Consider the following 26,977-nt stretch of genomic DNA (forward strand, 5'->3'; position numbering starts at 1 on the left):
CTCCTAAATAACGCATTGTTATTATTGACGAGAGATTAGCTGAAGTTTGGATTGTGCCGCTTCCAGATCAATTTCCCCTTTTTCCAATTGAAGAAGCAGTAGATCAAGGTCATCCGTTTCATGCTTGGAACGAATATATTTACTTAGCTGCCGAATGGTATGATACGAGAACAAATCTGATACAGATACGTTAGCATTTGGAAACAGTCGATTGATCTCGTTAAACAGCTTTAAAATGAGCAACGAGTTGCCGCCCAAATCAAAGAAGCTTTGATCTGTACTGATACGCTGTATGCCTAGCAGCTTTTTCCACACTTCTAGAAGCTGGTCCTCGATATCGTTGAGCGGCTCCACAAGCTGGGATTCGTCGTCAGCGCCCCGCTCATCTCCAGGTGTCGGCAGCGCTTTGCGATCCACTTTGCCGTTAGGCGTTAGCGGAAGTGTCTCCATGAACTCAATAGAATGAGGAATCATATACTCCGGAAGCCGACGGCGAAGATCAAACAGAACGGACTCCCGCGACGTATCCTTCGTACATACGACATAAGCGCAAAGACTGGATTTCTCTGCATAGTAGAACACAGCTGCACGTACTATCGCTTCGTGCTCCAGCAGTGCATTCTCTATTTCTCCCAACTCTACACGATACCCTCGAATCTTAATCTGATGGTCTTCCCGTCCTAAAAACTCTACAATTCCGTCCTCTCGCCACCTTGCCAAATCGCCGGTTTTATACAGCCGCTTATCAGGTTGGAAGGGGTCTCTGACGAACGATTGCTGAGTCAACTCCGTGCGGTTCAAATAACCGCGTGAAATGCCCCTTCCCCCTATATACAACTCCCCTATTGCTCCGATGGGTACCAATCGTAATTGCTCGTCCAAAATGTAATAGTAGGTGTTCGGCATTGGCTTCCCGATAGGCACGTGGCTCTCACCTGATTCGTGCCATTGTTCGAGCGAACGTATTTCAAAATAGCTGGAGTCGACTGTAGCCTCCGTCACGCCGTAGCTATTGATGATCCTCATATGATGACCGTATCTTTGAATCAACTGCTTGTAGTCCGCAGCAGCCAAATAATCGGAACCTAAAATGAGTACCTGCAACGACTTCATCGGCAAACGCTGGTCATGCACATATTCCATGAAAGGAACAAGCAGCGCCGGTGTCGATTCTACTATCGTAATTTCGTGTCTATCTACCCATTCGTACAACCGAGGAAGATCCAGCTTGACAGCATTAGGACATACAATCAGAGTCCCTCCGCTGACGAACGTACGAGCCACATCTCCCATAAAGACGTCAAATGCACAGCTGGCCAACTGAAGCAACTTTACGTCAAATTCACTTAATCGGTATTCCTCTAACCAGGCATAAGCCGCATTAACCAAGTTGCTATGTGTCACGAGCACCCCTTTCGGAGTACCGGTTGTGCCCGAAGTAAATATGGCGTAACACAGCTGACTTGCTGACAAAGGTTCATCGAAATTGTCTGGAGCGTACTGCTCGATTTGAAGATCCGATATATTTATAACTTTGCAGTTAGCCGAGGCATCGACCGCATCATTCGAATCTACCAATAGATAGGTAATCCCGCCCTCTTCCAGAACACGCCCGTTTCTTTCCGCCGGGTGAGCAGGATCTAGCGGAACGAAAGTTCCCCCTGCCTTCAATATGCCGAGCAACGAGATAAATAGCGATACGTTACGGTCTGCGTGCACTCCAACGAGTGTTTCGTTCTGCACTCCGAGTTGCTTCAAAAACCGCGCAAGTCTATTCGCTCGCTCGTTGAGCTCTCTATAGGTTAACGTTTGCTCTTCACAAACGATCGCCGTCCGATCAGGCGTTTGGTTAACAGCGTCTTCAAAAAGTTGATGGAAACATCGATCATCAGAATAGTCTGTCGTTTTTGCCGCTTGCTCGAGATAGAACTCTTGAACAACTGCCGATACTTTCGGAATATGCGAGAGCGGCACACCCATGCCTTCGTTGCCGAAGTAGTCAAGCAGAGTATCTATATACTCCATTACCGCAGTACAAACGCTTTCTGCAATTTCATGCTTGTTGAACTTCATTTGAAACGTAAGCTCTCGATTTGCTGAGACCGCAACAGAGTTCGTTATTTTGAAATTCGTCGTTTCCTCGAACTGGCTGCGCTCGATCAATAATCCATGACCCGACGCTCTAGGAATTTCAGATACAGGGTAGTTTTCGTATACCACAATACTCTCGAACAACGTTGGACCTTTAGCAACTTCGCTCTTCTTTTGAATCTCATGCAGCGGCGTATGCTCATACTCGTGCAAAGAAATCATTTGATGTTGAATCGTCTTTAACCATTCACCTACACTCGATTGACGATCGATTCGCACTCGTAGCGGAAGCGTGTTAATGAATAGGCCCAACATCGATTCAATACCGGACAGCGAAGGTGGGCGTCCGGCAACCGTAACGCCGAACACGATATCCTCATCTCCGCTATACGCATGAATAGCTAAAGCCCATACGCCTTGAATAATCGTATTCAACGTCAGTTGATGGGACTTCGCACATTGGATCAACTTTTCCGTCGATTCACGCGACCACGTTTTCTCGCAAACGGCGAAGTTACACGCATCCGGCTGTACCGGCAACCGGGTTCGGATTTCCCCCGGCAACCGGTTTGGCATTTCGAAACCTGACAAGTACTCATGCCAAAAATGACCGTCGTCTTCGGCAGCATTTTTTTGCAACCATTCAATATAATCCACGAACGGCTTCCGCTTTTGGAATACGGGCTCTTCTTCTTTGACTAACGCCTCATAGACGTCGAACACTTCCTTGAAGAGCTGGGCAACGGACCATCCGTCCAAAAGAATATGATGATGTGTCCAAATGAACATATTTCGTTCATCCTTCAGGCGAATCAAATGAAACCGCATTAGCGGCGCATGGCTTAGAATAAAATCCGAGTGCAAATCGGACGACAGCAGCTCCTCTAACTCCGTTGCCTGCTCCCCTTCGGTTTTGCTCGTCAAATCAACTTCTCGTATTGAAACGTCGACCTGTTTGAATGTTACCTGCAGCGGCTTTTCGAGATTTTCCCAAAAGAATGCTGTCCGTAAAATCGCATTCTTAGCGATCACACTCTGCCATGCGCACGATAATTTCTCAACGTCCACTGTCCCGTTCAGCACAGCCTGAAACTGCTGGATGTACAGACCAGAATTAGGGGCATACAAGCTGTGAAACAGCATTCCCATCTGCATAGGAGATAACTCGTATATATTTTCTACATTTTTGTTGAACATCTGTTATGATCACTCTCCACTAATCATAGCGAGCAGCTTATCGAGCTCAGTTTGGGTAGTCTTGGCATTTGAGAAATCGGATGGCGTAAACGCCCCCGTTTCCGATTCTTTGCAGTGAACAATAATGTTGTCAATTGCTGCTGCAAAATTTTCTGCCAATGCTTGAATAAACTCATCGCTAAATCGACTCGGGTCATAATTCAAGCTAATTTCCAACTGATGGTTTGACACGATGGCATCGAATTGAATTCCGTATCCATGAATATCTTCCATCTTCCGCAGCGGCCCGATATCGTCAGACGACAACGAAAAGAGAGAAGCTTCCGTCGCTGTGCCAACTTGTCCGAGATAATTAAACAGGATACTTCCCTGCGGAATCTCAGCGATACGGGTGCGAATTTCCCGGTTCGGATGCAAATACTTTAATATACCGAACCGGTTGCCGCGATGAGGTATGGCTCGTATCGTTTCTTTCGTCCACAGTAACCCATCTTTCAAAGCCGCGAATTGATCTAACTTCAGAGGAACTGGATATACGGATGTAAACCATCCAATGGCACCTGCATGAGCCTCCGCTTCTTCCCGGCCATGTCCTTCGACATCGATAAGTACAGTATCGCTTTGCACATGTTCCCGCAGTGCCATTCCAAGTGCCGTCAATAGCACTTCATCCACTTTCATACGGTAAACGGGAATGACTTCGGTCCACAAAGCCTCGGTGGAAGACCGATTCAAAAGAACCGTTACATTCCGGCGATCTTTCATAGCAGCCAATGGGTCCGACAACAGCTCAGACATCATCCCCAATTTAAGATCTGTGAGCTTCGACCAATATGCCGCTTCTTTGTCCATCTCCGCACTGCTGGCCAGTCGGCATAGATGCTCTGACCATTGTTTATACGAGCCGGATTTCACTAACGCAGGAAGTTCCGAATGTCGGGACAAATAAACGTATATGGTCGATAAATCGTCAAGCAGCATCCTCCAAGAAACGCCGTCTACGATTAAGTGATGGGCAAGTAGCAATAGCTTTCCGCCACTGCCTTCCCCGTGGTCAAAGTACGCCGCCCGAAATAGAGGTCCCTCCTCCAGTCTCAGTGTTTCTTGCATATTGATCGATACCGATTTTACCAGCTGCTTTCGCGCAGACTCGTCCAACTCCCCTACGTTATAGTAGGTAAATCCTCGGCTTACGAACGCCTCCGAATAGGCGGGAATATTCTGCTTCCACTCCCCGTTCACGAAAGTAAACGTAGCGCGCAGCAGGTCATGAGTCTGATACAGGCGTTCAAACGTTTGCACAATTAGCGGAATAGACAAGCTTTGCGTCGATTCAAGTAGCAACCCTTGATTCCAATAATGAGGATGGTTGATCTGATTTTCGAAAAACCATTGTTGAATCGGCGTCAACGGGAATTCTCCAAGAGCTTCCGTCTCTATGTCGGCCACAATCGACCGCCCCTCTTCCATCATCTCCGCCAAATCGGCAATCGTCTGATACTGAAATACCATTTTGGTCGTTACTCGGAATCCACGCTGATTCAACCTGGTAACCATCTGAATGCACAGAATAGAGTCGCCACCCAATTCAAAGAAGTTGTCAGTGATGGATATAGAGTTAATTCCAAGTAATTGCATCCAAATATCGAGCAGAACTTGCTCTTTCTCGTTTCGAGGAGCGAGTATCGACCCGGCTTGGCGTTCGGTTGCTTCAGGGACAGGCAGCAAGGAAGCAGCAATTTTGCCGTTCAAATTCGTCGGGAATTGATCCACACGAACATAATCCGTCGGAATCATAGCGCTCGGAAGTTTATTCGATAGGAATGCCCGTATTTCGCCGATTCGTCCTTCTTTCCATTCGTCACTTATAAAGTAGGCGACTAATTTTTTTCTGCCTTCTTTATTTTCTCTCAACAGGACGTGGCTTCTTACTATGCCGGGGCAGCGGTTAAGCGAGTCTTCGATTTCCCCTAATTCAATGCGAACTCCATTATTTTTCACTTGATGATCCGCTCTGCCGACGTAATCAATGGCTCCTTCCGACAGAAACCTGACTAAATCTCCAGTCCGGTACATCTTCTCTCCCGATCTGAACGGATTAGCAATAAACTTTTCTAGTGTAAGATCGTCGCGATTCAAATACCCTTTGGCGAGCCCAACTCCGCCAATATACAGTTCACCGATTACACCGACCGGTACCGACTGAAGCTTGGTATTCAACACATAAATTTGTGTGTTCCAAATCGGTCTGCCGATCGGTACAATCCGCTTACCGATCGGCTCACTGCAATTCCAATACGTGACGTCAATCGAAGCCTCAGTCGGACCATACAAGTTATGCAGATTAGCACAAAGCTTCTCACTGAACTTTTCTTTCAGCTGGTAAGGCAGCGCCTCACCGCTGCAAATAACATCCCGCAGCGAAATACAACTTTCGGATCCCGGCTGATCAACAAATAGCTGCAGCATAGACGGAACGAAGTGAATGATCGAGACTTCATGCCTTTTAATGATTTCAACTAAATAAGCAGGATTGCGGTGCTCTCCCGGCTCCAGGATAATAAGTCCGGCTCCGTACATAAGCGGCCATAAAAACTCCCAGACTGAAACGTCAAAACTATACGGCGTTTTTTGCAGCACTCTGTCTTGATACGATAAGCGGTACTCTTCTTGCATCCACATCAATCGATTCATAAGACCTGCGTGTGGAATCATGACACCTTTCGGTTTGCCTGTCGATCCTGATGTGTATAGTACATACGCCAAATCGTCGGGCGTTGCTGAAGTGCGCGCTGCCGTGTTCGGACGTGCTCCGGAACTGGCGAATGGCTTATCCATACAAATGAGCTGCAAATCGGTTCGATCCGCCAAACGCTCCTTCAACTGAGATTGAGTAAGCACCAGACGAAGAGAAGTATCTTCCAAAATCATTTGGACACGGTCTGCAGGATGTTCCGGATCAAGAGGGACATACGTTCCTCCAGCCTTCAAAATACCTACGATTGCGAGTACCATTTCGATCGAACGCTCCATATAAATGCCGATCAGAGAATTTGGCTTCACTCCCTGTGCCGCCAAATAGTCAGCAATGATATCGGTCTTCTCTTTTAACTCCCGATAAGTGAGCGAAGAATTCCAATCTGTGAGTGCAACATTATGAGGAGTTTCTTCGCACTGACGATCGATATCTTCATGTACGAGATGGCTTGACGGCAACGGCCACTCCGTAGCGTTAAACCGGAACAGAAGCTGCTCTTTCTCCTCATCTGTCATCAATTCCGCTTCCAGAACAGGACATGCCGATTGACTAACCATGGACTCCGTCAGCCGGATGAAATGCCCAATCATCCGTTTGATTGTTGAGGAACTGAACAATTCGGTACTGTACTCAAAGGAACCTGATATCCGTCCGTCGAGCTCCGTCATGCTTAAAGTCAAATCGAACTTGGCCGTGTCGTTCCCATATGGAAGAACGGATATGTCTAGCCCGGGAATTCCCAACGATTTGCCGGGAGGCTGAAAAACAAACATAGCCTGGAAAAGCGGGTTTAGACCTAATTCTCGTTGCGGCTTTACCGCATCCACGACAAGTTCGAACGGAATGTCTTGCTCTAATGCTTTCGCCGCAAACTCCTTCGTCTGCCGAATTAACTGCTGGAAGGTTGGCTCGCTACTAAAATCACATGGGAATGCTAGCGTATTTACGAAACAACCGACAAGATTCTCAATCTCCGTTCGGTCTCGATTAGCTGCGGGTATACCGATCAAAAATCGTTCCTGGTTTGTATACCGGTGCAGCAACGCCTGAAATGCAGACATCAATACTGTAAATAAAGACGTTTGCTCTTGCGTACACAGCTTACGAAGCTTTTCGGTCAACGAATCCTTCAACTGAAAACTTTCTACTCCGCCTTTACCTTCGCGAATGGCAGGACGTGCGAAATCGTTCAACAATTCGAGCGTAACCGGATAATGAAGCAATGCATCTTTCCAAAAACCGATACGTGCATCATATTCGCCCCGCTTCCACTTCTCTTGCTCCCAAAGTGTGTAGTCCGCATACTGAACAGTCAACTCCGGAGCAACCGAAGTACCGTTTTGCTCGTACCTCCCGTACCCGTTTTGCACTTCATCAATGAGAATTCCCATCGACCAACCGTCGCAAATGATATGATGAATTGTAAAAAACAACAGATGTTCTTCCTCTGAGCATTTAACCAAATGCGTTCTTAGCAAAAGTTCTCTTTCCAAATCAAACTCGTAGCTCGATTCCACTTGGGCCAACTTATGCCAATACTTTTCTCTTGCGCTTTCGGAATATCCGCTAAGATCAGTTCTCAACATTTCGTAATCGACTTGCGGCTTGATCCATTGCTGCGGCTCATTGTCTTTCCACAAAAATACAGTACGTAAAATTTCGTGACGGTGTATGACATCCGCAATACTTTTCTCCAAGTAAACATCATTCAATCGACCATTCAGCTTTAATGGAAGGAACATATTGTAGCTGCTTTTACCTAAATCAAGCTCATTGAGAAACCACAGTCTTTTTTGTGCAAATGATAAGGGGATTCGAGCTTCCCGGCTTCTCCGGACGATTCGTTCTGTTTTCTCCGTGTGTCCGGCGGAAATCGCTTTGTCGATTTCCAAGGCTAGCCCTTCTATCGTCGCGTTTTTGATAAAATCCCGAAGCGCAATGCGTACTTGGAAAACATCAGCAACTCGCGCCAGCAATCGGGTTATCGTTAAAGAATGTCCTCCCAAATCGAAAAAGCTATCCTGTACACATACCGCCCCAACGCCGAGAAGTTCTTCCCAGAGCTTAACCAACGTTTCTTCCGTCGGGGTTCTCGGTGCTATTCTTGAAGCGACCAAACGATCCTCTAGCGGCTGGGGAAGTGCCTTTCGATCAATTTTTCCATTTGGGGTCAACGGGAACTGTTCAACCTTCACAAATAGGGACGGCACCATAAACCCAGGGAGTTTTCCCCTTACATACTCTTTGACCTCTTCCAGTCGAGAGACTCCGTTCATTTTGCAATACGCGATCAGACTTTTGTCTGAGTATTCTTGTTCGCGGACTATTACTACCGTTTGATCCACCACTGGATGCTCAGTAATCGAATGCTCAATTTCACCTATTTCAATTCGATAACCGCGTATTTTAACCTGAAAATCCATTCGCCCCATAAATTCGATATTACCGTCAGACAAATACCTGCCTAAATCGCCTGTCAGATATAATCGCGGTTCCGCTTGATTTTGGAACGGAGCGTGGACGAATTTTTCGGCGTTTAATTCGGGGCGATTGTAATAACCTTTGGCAACACCAAACCCGCCTATAGCAATTTCTCCCGGAAGTCCAGGTGGCAGCAAACGCATCTGTTTGTCCAAAATATAGATTTGAGTGTTCGCGATTGGCTTACCGATGGGCATCGTCCGATGATCGGTATGGGTCACTTCATAAACGGCTGACCATACCGTCGTTTCGGTCGGACCATACATGTTCCACAAGCTTCCTGGCATCGTCAACAGCTTTTGTGCTAAATCTTTCGTCAGCGCCTCTCCGCCGCATAGCTTCTTGATAGGCCAAACAGGTTTCCAGCCGTGCTCCAGCAACATCTTCCATGTCGCAGGAGTAGCCTGAATCATTGTAGCCTGTAAGTAAGAAATCGAATCAATAAGCTTCCGACCATCTTTAGCCGTTTCTCCCGAGACCATTGCTACCGTTGCTCCACGAGTAAGAGGCAAAAACAGTTCCAATACGGAAATGTCGAAAGATATCGGCGTAAGTGCCAACAACACATCCTTATCGGTTATTCCGGGTACACTCGACATCGAACACAGGAAGTTGATCACCGACGAGTGCCGAATTTGTACGCCTTTGGGCCTGCCTGTAGATCCGGATGTATAGATCAAATACGCCAAGTCAGAGTCCGACTGTTCACCTCGAACGTTCCGGTAATCTTCGTCCGCTATACGAGCGCTTTCCGTATCGATTAGTAACATTTTCATCGCAAACCATTCAAACATTGACTCAAAGCATTCCTCGGTGAGTAAGCAACCTATACTCGAATCCTTTACGATGAATTCAATTCGTTCCTGAGGGTAACTCATATCGAGCGGCAGATACGCGCAGTTCGCCTTCCATATAGCCAAAAGTCCGATAACTAAATCAGCTGTACGGTTTAATGCGACTCCGACTATCGTTCCCGGCTTAATACCAGCGTGCCACATATAGTTTGCCAGACGGTTAGCCCGAATGTTCAACTCTCGATACGTCAGCACCTCATGCTCGGATCGGAATGCTATGGCATCCGGCGTTCGCTCAACTTGAGCTTCAAATTCAAGATAAACATACGGGCTTTCCGGAACCGCCCCATGCGTCTCATTCCAGCGTTTAGCCAATTCGACAGCACGGTGCTCCTTCATCAACAACAAATCCGAAACCGTGACATCAGGATTATCCATCACTTGTTCCGTCACAAATTGAAAAGCATTCATAAGCTCTACAATTGTAGAACGGTTAAACAAATCAATATCATATTCAATAGACAAGTGCAGCCCGTCTATGGCTTCTAAAAAATAGAAAGATATGTCAAACTTAGATGTATCCTGACCCACACCGATAAACTGAATATCTAGGTTGTGCATTTTTTTCCCAACATCGTGTTCCGCATCATGATTAGCCATACTTTGAAAAGTCATAAACGCCTGGAACACGGGGGAGTAACTTAAATCCCTTCTCGGATTAAGCAACTCTACGAGTTTATCGAACGGAAACTCTTTATGAGCGAACGCTCCCATCGTTGTATCCCGTAGTTGCTTTAGCAAGACGCGAAACCCGATCTCATCCGAAAAACAGCCTTTAATAACGATTGTATTCGTAAAATAACCGATCAGATTTGATACTTCCTTCATGTCTCGGTTAGCTACCGGGGAACCGACGAGAATCGTTTCCTGACCGGTATACCGATAGAGAACCGTCTGCATCAACGACATAAGCGTTACATAAAGAGTAACCCCTTCATTTTTACTGAAATTTGTAAGCTGATTCAGCAGCTCCTTCGGCAAAATCACAGACTCAGTAGCGCCTTTAAACCGTTGAACAGCCGGGCGAGGGTAGTCCGTCGGCAAGTTGATAATCGAAAGTTCACCTTGTAGTTGCCCTCTCCAGTAGTTCTTTAATTCCTCTACACCTTTCCCTTCTAATTTCTGTCTTTGCCAATAGGCGTAATCTTTGTATTGAACAAGCGGCTTCTCCAACGTAGGAGATTCCCCTCGCACGTAACTTTCGTAACAAGCGATCAGTTCGTTTGTCAAAATATCAATCGACCATCCGTCGCAAATGATATGATGCATCCCGATCAATAAGATATGCTCGTGGGACGAAATACGAATCAGATTCGTCCGAAATGCCCCTTTGCTCAACTCGAAAGGTTGCTCGGTTTCGCGCCTGATCAGATTGTTAATTTCGGCTTCCTTATCCGCCTCATTTTCCTTCGACCATTCGGGGAATATGACGTTGAGCTGCTTGACGCTTTCCATGTCCGACACAAGCTGATACAGCGCAGCGTCTTGATAAACGAACCGAGTCCGCAATACTTCATGACGGCGCATCACTTCGCGTATACTTTTTGATAGCGCATCGCTGTCAAGCAACCCGGTTAGTTTGCAAGCGATTAGAGCATTGTACGGAGGCTTCTCATTGGGCATCTGTTCGAGAAACCACAATTGCTCTTGTGAATAGGAGGCAGGATAAAGGTCAAGCTTCGGAGCCGGCAAAACTGCCTCTTGGCTTGAGTTTTTCATCTTCTCTTTTAATTTCAAAGCAAGCAGCGCTTTTTTATCTCTTGAAATGTTCTTTAATAATTCAGTCGCACTTTTTTGAGATGCTGCAAGATGCTGTTTCGGAGACGCGTTTAGAAAAAACTGTTCAAACGACTCAATGCCGATCTGTCCTACGAATTGTTCAGCAGCTTCTTTAGAACGAATGGACACTTGCTCATAATGTTCACGATCCGTAGTCAAGCGTTGCAAAGCAGTGATCCATGGAGACACCTGTTGTTCAGGAATGACAGGGATCGGAATCGTTTTGAGATCGAGGTTCGATTCATACTTCGTTATCGGGCTAATGGGCAACACATAATCGACGCCCAATTTCGCTTCGGGTATCCCACCTACCTCGCTCGCCAGAACAGGAATGCCTCGAAGCATCGCCTCAACGATAATTTGGCCGAAAGACTCTCCCCATAGCGATGAAACGATTAGCACTTTCGTTCGCTTAAACAAATCGTCAATGTTCTCGAACGGGTTCCAAATCGTCATGTTAGGCAATTCTTTTAAGGACAAGATATCTTTTTCTGAAGTTGCCCAGGTCGGAACTGCCGCAAACGGCAAATCACCGAACTGCTTAGCTAACTCGATAAAAATCGAAATACCTTTAATATTCGAAGGGTTAACCATCGTCACGTAGCCGTCGTCATAATTGCTGTAATGCTCGAAAGGACCTTCACCATAAACAGGAAACCGAATAACTGTCGAATCGTAGCCGCCCCATCGTTTGAGATAAGACTTCATATACTCGCTTACGGTAATAATACCCGCTGTTTTTCCGATTATTTTCGTATTTGTAGCACTATGTGTAAAACTTTCCGGACCAAAAGGCAACGTCGCCTGACTATGAGCGATCAGTATTACTCTGTCGGGTGCTGCCTCCAACGTCATTTCCAGCATTGTGTACGTTCTATCCTCAGATACGATGACCCAATCCGGATCGAATTGTCCGATAACTTCTTTTATGTAGTTATACAGGAGCAACGCATTAGAAACCGCGTGGACTTCCACCCCGTTGGAGTTAAAAATGTCCGCAGAACTGTGAGAATGTACCGGTTCAAGCCCTTTCTCGCGAAGCTCTTCCAAAAACAAATCGCGATCGTTTCGGCCGTCGTTACTTGCTGCAATAGCAATCGCTTTGCATTGATGCCCGTATGAAGACAAGCCTTCCATCAGCATTCGGTTTGCTTTGTGCGCACCGCCATGAGATACAAAGTAACTTAATGGTTGAACCAACAACAGCTTCATAACACACCTCAACGATGATCAATATTTGTTCGAACGCATTTTTTCAAGCAGTCGGGCCATAAGCAAATCTTTCTTATCAGCAGACAGATTGCTCGGCAACCGGGATACGCTTCCGGATCCATTTACGCTTCCTTCCGCATCCACTTCAATTTCGGTCGCCGTGTCGCTCAGTCGTTCATTCAAATGCATGAATACAGTTTCAAACGTACCAATATGAATTTGTTCCACAAACTTTTTAGCAGCAGCGTGCGATTGAACGGAAACCTCCTGGTAATGCTTTCTACTCTCCAATAGTTCCTGCAGTGACTGCTCCCACTGCTCTAGCGGCTGTTCAGGTACGACAGGTATTGGAATCATCCGATCGTCAAATTGTTCCGTATATTCTTTAATAGGGACAACAGGGATGGAGTAACTCACGCCTAGCTTCGCTTCCTTCAGTCCACCTACATCGCTGGATAAAACGGGAATACCGTGCAGCATCGCTTCGACTGCTACTTGACCGAACGCCTCCCCCCACAAGGAGGGAACAAGCAGTACTTTGCTCCGTTCGAAAATTTCCGATACATTGTCCCGAGGTTCCAGTATTGTGACATTTGGAACATTACGCAACACCGCCAAGTCTTGTGCAGTTGTTGCCCAAGTCGGCACGGCTGCGAAAGAGTGCATAGGGAATCGCTCCGCCAAGCTTGTAAATATAGAAATCCCTTTGATGGACGAAGGGTTGATCATGGTCACATACCCTTTATCGAAATCGGCAACATTGCTTCCCTTGATGTTGCCGTAAACCGGGAACGATATCACCTCTGAGGAAATCCCCCCCCAGCGAGATAAGTAGTCCTTTAAATACTCGCTGACCGTGATGACCGCGGCTGCCTTCTGCAGAAGTTCTTTTTGCGCTTTGCTCTCATACGCACAGTCCGGACCAAAAGGCAGAGCAAGTGTTGTATGACATATATAAATGACTTTGCGACTTAGTTCTAATGCGGTAGCAAGCAAAACCTGAGCAGGATCTTCAGAAGAAACAAGAATTAGGTCGGGTTGAAACGCCTGAATTTTCTCTTTCATTACATTACGAAAAAAGGCGTTGCTCACTAGTGCATGTACTTCAACCTGGTTCGAAAAAAATGTGTCTGCTTGAGCCGAAGAAATAGCTTGAATCCCTCTTGCATCCAACTCCTCTGTAAAGCGCTCTCGGCTGGCTATTCCTTGAACTTTGCTCACCCCAGGAGCGATTACCATGCACGAATGACCATTAGCAGCCAACTGCTCCATCAGAGCCCGATTAGCCTTGTTCGCCCCTCCGAGAGTTGGAACAAACGTTGTATTTTGCACTAATAAAAATTTCATAGTTCACCTTGCTCGTCGATAGTTAGTTTGTTTCGGCTAGAAGTGCCATTATTTCCTCGTCCGACAATCCCTCAATTTCTTTCAGCAATTCATTCGCATCGTCTATGCCTGCTTGCTCGATAATGTAATCTTCGATAGCCTTGGCAAACTCTTCGATGTTCGGTTCGCTAGTAAAAAAGATTTTTAAAGGAAGATCGATTTCTAGCTCATCCCTCACCCGGGATACGAACTGCACGGCCAACAGCGAGTGACCCCCTACTTCATAGAAGTTCTCTTTGGCGCTTGGATTAGGAGTTCCGAGCAGCTCTGTCCAGATATTGGCTAACATCATCTCAATCGCCGTAGTCGGACTGACGTGTTCCGTGTTCACTGTAGGTGCATTTTTCTTTTTGGAATACTCGATTACACTGCTATGAATATGAGCTATCTCGTTATGTTCGATCCATATTCTCTTCAGTAGTTTAGGCCGATAATGGGAAACGGTTTCCTTCTGCTCTCTTGGCCGTGCTGCTCCTTCGAAGCGCTCTGCAGCACTTTGCTTAAACGACAGTTGTACTGCAGACAACACCGAAGTCGGCACCGAATAGATCGCATCGCAATCATTCCCTCTGCGATATTGCCCTACCGTTTCTTCCAGAAAATCCTCAACAGGTTTGTTTTTAGGTGATCTGGAATAAAGAATATCGACCGTATGCTTGTTATGATTAGCTGCAAGGGAGCCCAAATGAGCGAGCATCCGGTGCTCAACACCTCTTCCCAGCGCACGGCAACTTAGCGCGACGTTATCAACAACGAGTCTGCTATTCTCCTCGGAGTATATGAAACTCCCCACCAGACCGTAATCTCCAAATTTATCTTTGACATAAACCGTACTGCATTTCATTCCCGATTGTTCCAGTTTCATCATTTCTTGTTCCGTACGTCTTTTCGTCGTCGTATTGAACTGATTGGTTCGGAAACTTAATTGGGATACTCGCTCTATTTGGCTCGGCAAAAGATCCGAGATTGTGATGGACAATTGCAAGCTTTGAATAAATTGTTCCAACGTCAAATCACTTTTGAACTGTTCTCGCGCTGCGTTCGTTTTATAGAAACTGCTCCGCTCCGTATCTTCTTTCGTTGCTTTTTTAATATCCAACGCCCACAAATGGCTTAGCGATTCGGTAAATGCCTGGTCAGCCAACGGCATTTGAAGAACGAGCACTTCTGGACAATTCGCTTCAATTTCCGCGCATTGAATATGATCGTCATCAATGTAAATAAAGCTGTCCAAACCTAGCCGCAATTCCTCCGCCATCGACTTCAGATTTTCCGATTTAGATCGCCAATTGATTCGCCACGAAACAAAATCGTCAAGCTTTAGCTTCATATCCGCCCTCTGGTGAAATACATCGAACACGTCTTCTTCGTTATTTTTACTGCACAGGCAAAGCAGCATCCCATCGTTTTTGTAACGTTTGATGACTTCCTGGAACATTTGTTTGTTCTCGTCTACCACGATGCCGCTCGTTCCATCCTCACCGCATACTCCTCGCCACAAAGTATTGTCACAGTCCATCACAATAACTTTATAAGGCGGCTGAACAATAGACCAAATGCGGCGCACTACTTTCGTCCCAAGCAACGTGAAATAAGCCGACGTGTACGGAATTGACGCTAACGAGTCGCCGTGAGCATCATAATAATCCGACACGGGATATAACAAATCGAGCGAACGCTCTGAAATCAAGTACACATTAGCGAGCGAGCGGAAACATTCTTCCATATTCTGCAATGCCTCATCGAACCATTCGCGCACGAACGAAACCGTTTCGTATGCCGGTTTCGATCTCGTTACACATACGATAAATGGATCATGAGTTCGCCTGCTTGCTGCCTGTACAGCTGCCGTAAAATCGTTAACCGTTTGTCTAAACGAAGACACGGAGGACTCGACCAAACTCGGAACCCAATCATCCAGCAGGATGAACAAGACATGTACGCTTTTTTTGGCGGATTGCTCATCAGCTGGAGAGCTGATATCGAGCAGACTTTGGAATACCTGATTAAATGGTGAAAATTCAACCTGAGCAGGAAGCTGCAACTGCTCCATCCAATAGCGGATCGATGCCTCTACAGGCTCAGCAGTAAACGTAGAAGAAACCTTAATACTCATCGCTGTTTCGGCTGCAGGTCTCGATTGTTCGTATAAACGCACCAAATCGGCAGACAGGGCTAACTCCCGCACTGGCGTCTCCACATGATCCAAGACCTGTTCCAAAATCCCAACGTAACTGTCAATTAATCTCTGTACCGTCACCTTGTCAAACAAATCTGTATTAAATTTCAACGAGCCTTCATAACGGTCATCGTTATGTTCCGTCATGATCAAAAATAGATCGAAATCAGTGTAATCCACACTCACCGGATACGGTGCAAGTTCTAATGTCGAGCTTAAAGCGGCATAATCGATAGATTTCACCACGCTAAACATGACTTGATACAGTGGATTGTAATTCAGCGCTCTTTCTGGCGATACTGCCTCGACAATCTTTCCTAGCGGTATATCTTGATGGGCAAATGCGTCGAGGACGGTTTTTTTCACATCCTGCACAATGTCCTGAAAAGAACTTTCCGGTGCAAATTTCGTCCGAATCAGCAACGGAAATGCAAAGTATCCGACCGTATCTTTGAATTCAGCCCGTTTCCGCCCTTGAGTAGGAGAACCAATCACAATATCTTTCTGCTGACTAAAGCGGTATAGAAGTGATTGGAAAACTGCCAACATGACGACGTAAGGCGTATGGTTCGTCATCTTGCAATAGTCTCTCATCTTTTGCATGAGAGATATCGGAACATTAAACTCTAACTGATCCCCGTTAAATGATTGCATCATCGGGCGAGGTCGATCAGTCGGCAGCTTCAGCAAAGAAGCAGCTCCCTGCAGTTGATTTCTCCAATAATCCATTTGAAGCGCATGCGAATTGCTTTCAATGCTCGCTCTTTTCCAACGAACATAGTTGAAATAGGAAGAAGGAATCTCCTCGACTAACGGTGCATTTCCCCCCGCCATAATCTCGTAAAACTTAAACGTTTCCCGTAAAAGAATATGAATGGAGGCGATATCTCCGACGATATGATGAACGGTAAAAAACACAATGTGCTCGGACGCTGCTGTCTGATAGGTTTGCACCCGCATTAGCGGTCCTGTTTCCAAATTAAACGGACGATGTACGCTTGTTCGAATCGTTTCCGAAAGATCACGAGCATCGCAATGGCACATATCGAAATGTTCCACACGCAAGGTAACGGCGGAATCTCTTATTTGCATCGGGATAGACCCATTGGTTTGAAACCGGCATTGCAAAACACGATGTCTTGCCAAGAGCGCATCCACGCTCTTCTGCAAAATATCCAAACTTAAGCCCCCGTTGACTCGAAGCGCAGCTGGAATATGATGGACTGGACTGCCCGGATATAATTGTTCCAAAAACCACAGTCTCTCCTGATCGTAAGAAAGCGGACAGCGATCCGTCTCGTCGGACTCCGTATTACGAACACTGATGTTCGGTGAATTCGTACCGTTTGTACTCGTTGAATGATCTAATTTATGAAGTACTTCATGAGACAGCATCGCCAATGTTTGTTCGTTCAACAAGCTTTCCAATGGATATTCGATGCCAAAACGTTCTTGAATAAAGTAAGTAATTTGCACCGCTTTTAAAGAATCCAGCCCGTACGCAATAATCGGTACAGAGTCGTCAATCCGGTCAATAGGCGTAACTGTCAATTCAGAAACAAATTCTTTAAACAAAGTAAGCAGTGCGGCGTATTTTTCCTTCGAGGTCCCGGAGATCTGCATATCGAGTAAAGAAGAAGTTATTCCCGAACGATCGTCCTCGCCCCGCTTCTGAAACACAACTTTCAAGCTGTTCTCCAAATACATTGTTTTGCACATGTGACGCTGAATTTTTCCGCTCGTCGTTTTCGGCAAGCTGCTCATTCTAACGAAAACAACATCATAGACCGTCAACCCAAATTGCATAAAAATTTGCTTCGTAATTTCTCTGGAAACTGCTTCAAAATCAGTTTGCTTCGAATGTCGATGCACTTCCAGAACACAAACTAATTGATTCTCCTCTGTCTGCTCCACCGTAAAGGCTGCAGCTCCGTTCGGCAATAAAGAAGGGTCGCACTGGTTTGCTGCATCTTCAATATCGTATGGATAATAGTTCCGGCCTCTAATAATCATCATTTCTTTTATGCGGCCTGTAACAAATAAATTCCCTTCTTTAGCGAAGCCCAAATCTCCCGTCCGTAGATAACTTTTACCGTCGGTGGGCGTGAGATGTGCTTGAAAGGTTTTAATCGTTTCTTCCGGCATATTCCAGTAGCCCTGAGCAACCGAATCACCAGAAACCCAAATTTCCCCAATTTCATCCTCTGCACATATGATTCTCGTTTCTGCATTTACAATCTTAAGATTCATTTCATCGACAATCTCTCCACAGCTCACGATCTCTTTCAGATCGTCATTCGTTGTCTTCGCTTGCCCCAGTTCTATTGCCGATCTGCTTATTTGAGCGAACATCGGCTCTTTACTGGTCATCTTACCTGTTACAAACAATGTCGATTCAGCTAAACCGTAGCAGTTATTAAATGCATCCTCTCGAAACCCGCAAGGCTCAAACGCTTTAACAAACGCTTTAATCGTTTCGCTTTTTATTGGTTCGGCACCATTAAAAGCAACCGTCCAATGACTTAAATCCAGATTTTCTTTTTGTGACTCTGTCACTTTGTTTACACACAAATCGTATGCAAAGTTCGGTCCTCCACTAATAGACGCTTTAGCCTGACTAATAGCCTCCAGCCACAATAAAGGACGTTTCGCAAACGCCATAGGAGACATGAGAGTAACTGGAAACCCCCCGTATAACGGCTGAAGTATTCCTCCAATTAACCCCATATCATGATAAGGGGGTAACCATATTAAGCCCCGACTTTCAGTGGTATGTTTAAATGATTTTTCGATCATTTTTGCATTCGACCACAGATTGTTATGGCAAAGCATTACTCCTTTAGGGTGACCTGTAGAGCCTGAAGTATATTGAATAAAAGCGAGTGAATGGCCGGACACCTCAGGCACAGACCATCGAGTTGTTACATCTTCCAGCACTTTCTTGATCGTGACAACCGAAACAGCAGAACGATGTATGAATTGAAATCTCACATCTCTCATTTTTTCGGCTAACTGCTCAGTTGTAACAATCATATCAACTTGAGCGTCATTAATAATAGAATGAAGCCTGTTATTATGATTGCTACCGCTAGGTGGATACAACGGAATTGAAACGCTTCCAGCAAGCATGCAACCAAAAAACGCAATTATATAATCGATTCCTGGAGGAAACAAAAGTACGATTCGCTTTCCCTGCATGTCATTTTCCTGTAGATAGGCTGCCAATTTTGCAGCTTTCTGAAAAAGCTGTTGATAATTAATCTCATCAAATAACATTCCGTCATCCGATAGAAAATGATAGGCCACATCATTCGGCTGTTGGATAGATCTAAACTTTAAGATATCGATAAAATTAAAGATGTCCATTTACCTTTTATTCCCCCACTTAGTTATCAATTAGCGCAAACGTTTGCATTTTTAAAAAAATAACCTTACTCTTGGAAGAGGCAAAGCAATCAGTTTCCAAAAAAATGAGTAGTCCCTAACGGCATGGCATAACAGCAATCAAGCGTATGAATCAACCTCTTTTTTTCCACTATACCTATACATTTATAAATTATAGAAATTTAAGAACAGTATAGCAAATGTTTAATAGTTATAAATATGGGTAATTAGAACCATGTTCTTGTCGAATTTTGTAATATTCGAATGTGCAACTATAGATTTTGTAAGACACTGTAGCTCATTAGACCTCCATGCTTTGTTCAATAATGAGTTGTATGTCATTACAAATTTGTAATAGATATCATATTTTAATTGGAAATCTTACCAATTTTAATGCAGCCAACACCGTGGCTTCCGCTCCGGAAGGATATCTGGGCTATCAGAAATTAACAAGTAAAACTTTATATTCTTCAAAATAACAAAACATCTGTTAAACCCCTTCTTTTCCACTAGACGGATATCAATAACGACTTTAATAGTGAGTAAGTGTAGTTCTGGTAAAAATCAGAGCGTCTCGGCCTCAGGGACGACGTAACAACGAATAAAAAAAGAGGCTTCCCATAAGTTCACTGAACTCATGAGAAGCCTCTAATTTTTCTTCGATATTACCTTTAATAATTACGCGGGAAATATCGACACCTCAAACCCATAATAAATCAAGGGCTTAGGGCACTTACTACATCATGCCGCCCATACCGCCCATGCCGCCCATATCCGGCATGCCAGCGCCTGCGCCCTTCGGCTCAGGCTTGTCAGCAACAACTGCTTCCGTCGTCAGGAACATAGCTGCAACGGATGCTGCGTTTTGCAGAGCGGAACGCGTTACTTTCGCTGGGTCAACGATGCCCGCTTCGAACATGTTTACCCACTCGCCAGTAGCTGCGTTGTAGCCTACGCCGATTTTTTCGTTTTTGAGACGCTCAACGATAACGGAGCCTTCTTGGCCTGCGTTCGCTGCGATCGTGCGGATTGGCTCTTCGAGGGAGCGAAGCACGATGTTAACGCCTGTTTGCTCGTCGCCAACTGCAGCAACAGCTGCAACTGCTTTGTATACGTTCACGAGTGCCGTACCGCCACCGGAAACGATACCTTCTTCGACAGCTGCACGTGTCGAGTTCAGGGCGTCTTCGATGCGCAGTTTGCGCTCTTTGAGTTCAGTTTCCGTTGCTGCGCCGACTTTGATAACCGCTACGCCGCCAGCCAGTTTAGCCAGGCGCTCTTGCAGTTTCTCGCGGTCGAAGTCGGACGTTGTTTCTTCCAGCTGTGCGCGGATTTGGCTTACGCGAACATCGATGTCGGCTTTGTCGCCAGCGCCGTCGACGATGATCGTGTTTTCTTTCGTTACGCGGATTTGGCGAGCCGTACCGAGTTGGTCAACCGTCGTCGATTTCAGCTCAAGACCGAGTTCTTCCGTGATGACTTGGCCGCCAGTCAGAGCAGCGATATCGCCCAGCATTGCTTTGCGGCGGTCGCCGAAGCCTGGCGCTTTAACGCCAACGCACGTGAACGTGCCGCGCAGGCGGTTAACGAGCAGCGTAGCGAGCGCTTCGCCTTCGATGTCTTCGGAGATGATCAGCAATTGCTTGCCGGATTGAACGACTTTCTCGAGAACCGGAAGGATCTCTTGAATGTTCGTAATTTTTTTGTCCGTGATCAGGATGTATGGGTTGTCGAGGACAGCTTCCATTTTATCCGTATCCGTGATCATGTAAGGCGACAGGTAGCCGCGGTCGAATTGCATGCCTTCAACCACTTCAAGCTCCGTTGCGAAGCCTTTGGATTCTTCAACCGTAATTACGCCGTCGTTGCCGACTTTTTCCATTGCTTCTGCGATCAATTGGCCTACTTCTTCGTCAGCCGAGGAGATCGAAGCAACTTGTGCGATCGATTGTTTGCCTTCGATCGGCTTAGCGATCGATTGCAGTTCCGTAATAGCAGCGCGAACCGCTTTCTCAATACCTTTGCGGATAACCATTGGGTTAGCGCCAGCCGTTACGTTCTTGAGACCTTCACGGATCATCGCTTGAGCAAGAACCGTAGCCGTCGTCGTGCCGTCGCCAGCAACGTCGTTCGTTTTGGTCGCAACTTCTTTAACAAGCTGTGCGCCCATGTTCTCGAATGCATCTTCGAGCTCGATTTCTTTTGCAATGGAAACGCCGTCGTTCGTGATCAACGGGCTGCCGAATTTTTTCTCCAATACGACGTTGCGGCCTTTAGGACCGAGCGTCACTTTCACTGCGTTAGCAAGCGCGTCTACCCCACGCAGCATAGCGCGGCGAGCGTCTTCGCCGAATTTGATTTCTTTTGCCATCGTCAATGACCTCCCATTAATCGGTTTGATGTATGCAGAGCTTCCGCTCCGTTATGGCCTTGCATGTATGTCGATTCAATCGCGGACGATTAGCCCAGGATCGCGTGAATGTCGCTTTCCTTCATAATCAAATACTCTTTGCCTTCGTATTTGACTTCAGTTCCTGCGTATTTGGAGAACAGGACGCGATCGCCAACCTGTACTTCAAGCGCGATGCGAGCGCCGTCTTTCAGCGTACCGCTGCCTACCGCGATGATTTTGCCTTCTTGCGGCTTCTCTTTCGCCGTGTCTGGCAGCAAGATTCCGCTTGCCGTCGTTTCTTCTTTCGCGATCGGCTCTACCAATACGCGTTCACCCAAAGGTTTGATCATGAAAAATAGCCTCCTTTTGAAAATGTTACGTTTTTTCTTCTGTTAGCACTCATACGAGTCAAGTGCTAACAACCAACTTTATAATACTCATTTTGCGTCCATATTTCAAGTGCCCAGCCGCTTGTTTTATTGTTTTTTAACAAACGAAATAACCGAACTCGACCGGATTTAATCCCTCAGGTCGTATTTGCCGCTATTCTTTAATACGCTGCGGACTTCTATCGTTACATCGTCCGCGCCCGGCAGCCAATTATCGTCAGATGCGTATTTCTTCCAGTAAGCGTTGTGATACCGATACAGGTGAAGCCTTAATTGAAGCAGATCAGCTTTCTTCTCCAATCCTGCCAGGAACGTTTTTTTCACTTCATTTTTCACAAACTGGTTCGTAGCCGCTTCGATTTCCTTGGATGTGTGATTTCCCTCGATCTCAATCGTATGGATGCGAAGGGCAAGCTCTACTCGGAATCGGCGAGGATTCCCGCCCCCATCCTTGATTTTCCACTTCACCTTGTCAACGGATATCGATACGCGGCCGTCACCGACTTGAAATCCGACGATGGAATGCGAGAATTTGGGTTGAATCCACCGCAAGCCATTAATTGCGGTATCCTCGATATAGCTGTTGAAATGACGGTTCTTAAAGGTGTACACGCCATTTAATTGATAAAGATTAAGCGACTTTTGCTGTTGCTTCCATGCCACGTTATTCGTGCTTATATTGGGCAATATCGTCGTATAGCTCGGCTCATCGAGCTGCTGAATAAACATTTGCATATTTAAAGGCAGATAGGAGCTGTCCTGTTCGAATATCAGTTTTGGGGAATACAACACGCTTACGAGAGGCGAACGGTTAAAAATCGTGTCTGCCCCAAACAGCTTATCGAACGGCTCCTTCGTGCCAAACACCCATACGGTGTAACGCGACGCCCGCTGCCGGTTCAATCCGTCCAGCACCTCATCGAGCATCCCTATTGCACGCTCGTTGATCACAAGCGACTTGAGATGATCCAGACTGAGTTGATATTGCGTGGATCTCATTAATTGTTGAAAAGCAACTAACAGCGTTTTTCCCTCCGCGCGTCCCGTCCACGTATTGGCTCCCTCTGCCGGTTGGACGCCTTCCGTTTTGGCAACGGTATTGAAGCCAATCATCTCGCCGTACAACTCGTACTTGCCATCCACATAATCAATGCCCAGAGCCGTTACATAGCCGACCTCCTGCAAATCAACCTCGTCCCAGCATCCGCTTAAGGTCAGCATCGCAGCGGCTGCCAGCACCAAACGAATGGCTCTACCAATAAGACGCGTGCTCATGCGCTGCCGCCTTGCCCTTTGCGCCTGCCCCGCCGCAGCGACCACGGCAGTTGAAGAAGCGCGCCTAGCGACTGCTTCCAACGGAAAGGAGCCAACGGCAGCATATAAGGCTGTCCGAACGATTCCAGAGAGCACATATACACGATGACTACGAACAGGCCGACAAATAAGCCGAAAATGCCCAGTATCGAGGACAGCACCAATATAAACAGCCGGATTACGCTGACCGAGCCATTCAAATTTTGATTGACGAGCGTAAATGTCGCAACGGCCGTTACAGCAGCCGCCACGAGCATCGTGGGAGACGTAAGCCCTGCACGAATGGCCGCATCCCCGACAATTAATCCGCCGACTACGGATACGGTTTGGCCGACTGGACGCGGCAGTCGAACGCCCGCCTCACGAAAAAGCTCGAACATAGCGAGCATTAGCATCATTTCCATGGGAGCAGACAAAGGCAAGCCTGAACGCGACACCGTCACGGTAGCAAGCATCGCGAACGGAATTTGATCGCTATTAAAGGCGGAAAGCGCTACCCAAAAGCCTGGCAGGCAAAGGGCAATCGCCAGCCCGATCGCACGCAATAGCCGCTCCAGCGAAACATAGTGATACGGAAGATGCGCATCCTCCGGCGATTTGATCAATAGCGTAATGGATGTTGGCGCAATAATCGCTGAAGGCGACCCATCCACGATAACAGCTATCCGCCCATTCATAAGCGTCTCCACGATAAAATCAGGACGGCCCATATAATCAACTAACGGGAACAAAGACATCGGACGGTCCGAAATGAGTTCCTCTAGCTGCGTTGAGCTATATAAGGCTTCGATTTTGATCTCATCCAAGCGCCGCCTCATCTCTTCGATCAGATAGGGTTCAGCTTTGTTAGCCATATAGAGAACAGCAACCTGCGTTCCTGTTGCGCTGCCTATCGTCCGGAATTCAAAGCGTAAATCAGGCGTCCGCAGACGCTTGCGCACAAGCGCGATATTGATCTCAATTTTCTCGACGAAGCCATCCCGCGGACCTTTGAGCGACACTTCCATCGTCGATTCTTCAGGCTGGCGGCCGGGCTGGCTATTAATGTCCGCCCGGTACCACCGGTCTTCAATTATGGCGATTAACGTGCCCGAGGCTAACGCTTGAAACGCCAGTTCCTCGCTCGTATCGTCTTCTAATGGGACAAAAATAGGCGGTGCAGTGTGCCCATCGCCCGGCTCCCAATGCTCAAGCTGATCCAGCACGCTCATCTGAAACTCACGGCTATCTATCATGCCTATGCAATAGAATAAATGAACCGACAATTCCCCGCTTTTGCCGATAGGTATTTGGCGCATGCTAACATCCCCGCAGCGATTCACAGTGTCTGTCCATCGCGAAAACGAGCGTTCAGCCGATGGGCCCTCCTTTTTATGCGTTGGATTCAATGTTTGCTTCAACTGCTTTCGCCTCCTTCGGGCAATTCTTCTCCCCTCTGGGCTCGATGCCCAGCCGCCTTGCCGCCACTCCCTCGCTTTTTGCTTCCGGCCGCTATTCCCCACAGCATGAGCGTAAGCAATAAAACCAATATGCCAGTGTAATAAAAGTAATGCTGAAGCAAATCACGATAAATAAGTTGTCGATGCAGCGTGAATGTCGTCATAATGCCAAAAATGAGCGACAGCCAAATGATCCCATGAATCTGACCGCGCCGTGTACGGAACAGCAGTTCTGTAACGAGATAAATCGCCATGGAGGTTCGAATAAACGAGCCTGACATCCATTGATAAATCGCAAAAAAGTCGACATGCTCGATATAGTTGCCGATCGTTACCAAACGCCACTGCGAGAAGGCCGGAAAACGAAGCTTTTCCCCTTCGAACGGGCCAAACTCGGCAATTGTTCCAGTAAGCGGCCCCAATGTTAGGATGGCCAAGAAAACAATAAGAAGGCTCAGTCCCTTTCGGCTGAAATTGCGGCTGATATGGGGCTGCACCAGGAGCAAGACATAAATTTCAGCCAACGCACTAAGCGAATAAAGCGAGCCATCCATAATCGGGCCAAAGCCATGCTCGGCAATCGGCAGCAAAAATTTATAATCCTTGTGCGGGATGTTCGCTGACATAACAAAATCGCCTAGAACAACAACAATCGGAAGCAGAATGCATGAAACGAATGCGATCGTCCGCAGCCCAGCTAACGCGCCGTATGCGCATAAAAGGACGAATACGAAGCAAACCACAACATCCGGCGTAAGCGGGATATAGGTCGCATTTGCAAATGAAACGGCATCGATAATCGTATGAAAGGCTGTAAATAAAAGCAAACCGACAATCGGCGCTAACAGCATCCACTTCGCAAACGCGGATACACGCCCACCCAGCCATTCGTGGATCGACTGATTTCTCATCGATTTTAAAAGGGACGCTAGCGGAAAAAGCGCCCACAGCAGTACGATCGGAACGGATATCAGGACACTAGCCCAGCTATCGCGCTTAGCGGAATCAAGGAGCAAAGGAATAACGACAACATGATTCACGAGGCCAACCGACAGGATCAGCATCATTGATAACGGCCATAATCCGAATATCTTGTCGCCTTTCACGGACACTCACCTCCATCGCCCCTATTTTCCCCAACGCGATCATAAACATACCTTTATTGTCGAATACAGGAAATTTGTCGAAAACAAAAACCGCCCTCGACACGCCCTAATATCCAGGGCATGCCGAGAGCGGCTTCAGTTGGCTTGCATATTCGCTTCGATTTCAACTATTCATTATCGAATTGTTCGTATTCTTTCTCCCACGCCGCATCTGCAGCCAGCTGCTTCTTATAGACATTGCCAGACAAGAAGATGCTCACTTCATACAGCACGAGCAGCGGGATGGATACGAGAATATCTGAAATGACGTCTGGCGGCGTAATGACCGTTCCGATGAAGATCATGACGAAGTACGCAATCCGGCGCATCTTCCGCAAACGAAGCGGATTGAGCACGCGCAGCTTCGTCAGAAACATGATGACGAGCGGCAGCTCGAACAGCAATGAAATCGGAATGAGAATGTTAAACAAAAACGTTATGTACTGCATAACACCATATGTCTCAATGAGACCTAGGCTTCGCGAAACCGACGTCGTAAATTCGTATGCCATCGGCGCAATGACAAAATAAGAAAAGGATAGGCCCATTAAAAACAGCACAAGCGCGAACGGGATGTATTTCAGCGTCGCACGCTGCTCCTTCTCCGAAAGGCCCGGCTTGATAAACGACCATAGCTGGAAAAACACGAAAGGCAGCACGAGGACAAGCGCAATAAGGAACGCGAACTTCATATACATTCCGATGCCGTCCCATAGCGAGAACGTATGCAGATCGACGCCCTTCATCGGACCGTCCTCAATGACGAACAGATAAAGCGGTTTGGCAAAATAGAGCCCGATTCCTAAACCGACCAAAAGCACGATCAGCGAATAAAAAATGCGACGCCGCAGCTCGCCCAGATGCTCCAATAACGGCATGAGCCCCTCTTCGCTTATTCGCTTTCTCATCTTGGCCGCCGACGGTTCAGAAGCAGACTTGTGTTGCTCAGCCATGTTGGCTCACTCCTTACGCTTATG

Annotated in this window: 10 protein-coding genes; all 10 read right to left on the reverse strand. The window is 46.8% G+C overall.

The window, feature by feature from the left end; translation table 11 throughout:
* Positions 1–21: 21 nt before the first annotated feature.
* Complete coding sequence (locus PAECUDRAFT_RS07345; protein WP_006037484.1) at positions 22–3,288, reverse strand: non-ribosomal peptide synthetase; 3,267 nt, start codon at positions 3,286–3,288, stop codon at positions 22–24.
* A 9-nt stretch (positions 3,289–3,297) separates the two neighbouring features.
* A complete protein-coding gene (locus tag PAECUDRAFT_RS07350; protein WP_006037485.1) occupies positions 3,298–12,372 on the reverse strand; it encodes a non-ribosomal peptide synthetase in 9,075 nt (3,024 codons plus the stop codon).
* A gap of 18 nt (positions 12,373–12,390) precedes the next feature.
* Positions 12,391–13,719: a glycosyltransferase family 4 protein gene (locus tag PAECUDRAFT_RS07355; protein ID WP_006037486.1), complete on the reverse strand. Its 1,329-nt coding sequence runs from the start codon at positions 13,717–13,719 to the stop codon at positions 12,391–12,393.
* 22 nt (positions 13,720–13,741) lie between these two features.
* Positions 13,742–19,303, reverse strand: a complete 5,562-nt coding sequence (locus PAECUDRAFT_RS07360) for an HAD-IIIC family phosphatase (RefSeq protein WP_006037487.1) — start codon at positions 19,301–19,303, stop codon at positions 13,742–13,744.
* A gap of 754 nt (positions 19,304–20,057) precedes the next feature.
* Entirely contained in the window at positions 20,058–21,692 is a 1,635-nt protein-coding gene (gene groL, locus PAECUDRAFT_RS07365) for a chaperonin GroEL (protein WP_006037488.1), read from the reverse strand.
* Positions 21,693–21,781: 89 nt separating this feature from the next.
* Positions 21,782–22,063, reverse strand: a complete 282-nt coding sequence (gene groES / locus PAECUDRAFT_RS07370; protein ID WP_006037489.1) for a co-chaperone GroES — start codon at positions 22,061–22,063, stop codon at positions 21,782–21,784.
* A gap of 168 nt (positions 22,064–22,231) precedes the next feature.
* On the reverse strand, positions 22,232–23,377 hold the full coding sequence (locus tag PAECUDRAFT_RS07375; protein WP_006037490.1) for a Ger(x)C family spore germination protein: 1,146 nt from the start codon (positions 23,375–23,377) through the stop codon (positions 22,232–22,234).
* Positions 23,374–24,738: a spore germination protein gene (locus PAECUDRAFT_RS07380; protein WP_267879176.1), complete on the reverse strand. Its 1,365-nt coding sequence runs from the start codon at positions 24,736–24,738 to the stop codon at positions 23,374–23,376. Before PAECUDRAFT_RS07380 ends, PAECUDRAFT_RS07375 begins: the two co-directional genes overlap by 4 nt.
* Before the next feature lie 74 nt (positions 24,739–24,812).
* Positions 24,813–25,961, reverse strand: a complete 1,149-nt coding sequence (locus PAECUDRAFT_RS07385; protein WP_006037492.1) for an endospore germination permease — start codon at positions 25,959–25,961, stop codon at positions 24,813–24,815.
* Between the two features lie 167 nt (positions 25,962–26,128).
* Positions 26,129–26,953, reverse strand: a complete 825-nt coding sequence (gene tatC, locus PAECUDRAFT_RS07390; RefSeq protein WP_006037493.1) for a twin-arginine translocase subunit TatC — start codon at positions 26,951–26,953, stop codon at positions 26,129–26,131.
* Positions 26,954–26,977 lie beyond the last annotated feature (24 nt).

It is taken from the genome of Paenibacillus curdlanolyticus YK9 (genome assembly GCF_000179615.1).
GTDB classification, from domain to species: domain Bacteria; phylum Bacillota; class Bacilli; order Paenibacillales; family Paenibacillaceae; genus Paenibacillus_T; species Paenibacillus_T curdlanolyticus.

Bases quoted from the DNA above. Each gene is read 5' to 3' on its own strand.
- groES (WP_006037489.1), bottom strand. From the start codon at position 22,063: ATGATCAAACCTTTGGGTGAACGCGTATTGGTAGAGCCGATCGCGAAA.
- PAECUDRAFT_RS07375 (WP_006037490.1), bottom strand. From the start codon at position 23,377: ATGAGCACGCGTCTTATTGGTAGAGCCATTCGTTTGGTGCTGGCAGCC.
- PAECUDRAFT_RS07360 (WP_006037487.1), bottom strand. From the start codon at position 19,303: ATGGACATCTTTAATTTTATCGATATCTTAAAGTTTAGATCTATCCAA.
- PAECUDRAFT_RS07345 (WP_006037484.1), bottom strand. From the start codon at position 3,288: ATGTTCAACAAAAATGTAGAAAATATATACGAGTTATCTCCTATGCAG.
- tatC (WP_006037493.1), bottom strand. From the start codon at position 26,953: ATGGCTGAGCAACACAAGTCTGCTTCTGAACCGTCGGCGGCCAAGATG.
- PAECUDRAFT_RS07355 (WP_006037486.1), bottom strand. From the start codon at position 13,719: ATGAAATTTTTATTAGTGCAAAATACAACGTTTGTTCCAACTCTCGGA.
- groL (WP_006037488.1), bottom strand. From the start codon at position 21,692: ATGGCAAAAGAAATCAAATTCGGCGAAGACGCTCGCCGCGCTATGCTG.
- PAECUDRAFT_RS07350 (WP_006037485.1), bottom strand. From the start codon at position 12,372: ATGAAGCTGTTGTTGGTTCAACCATTAAGTTACTTTGTATCTCATGGC.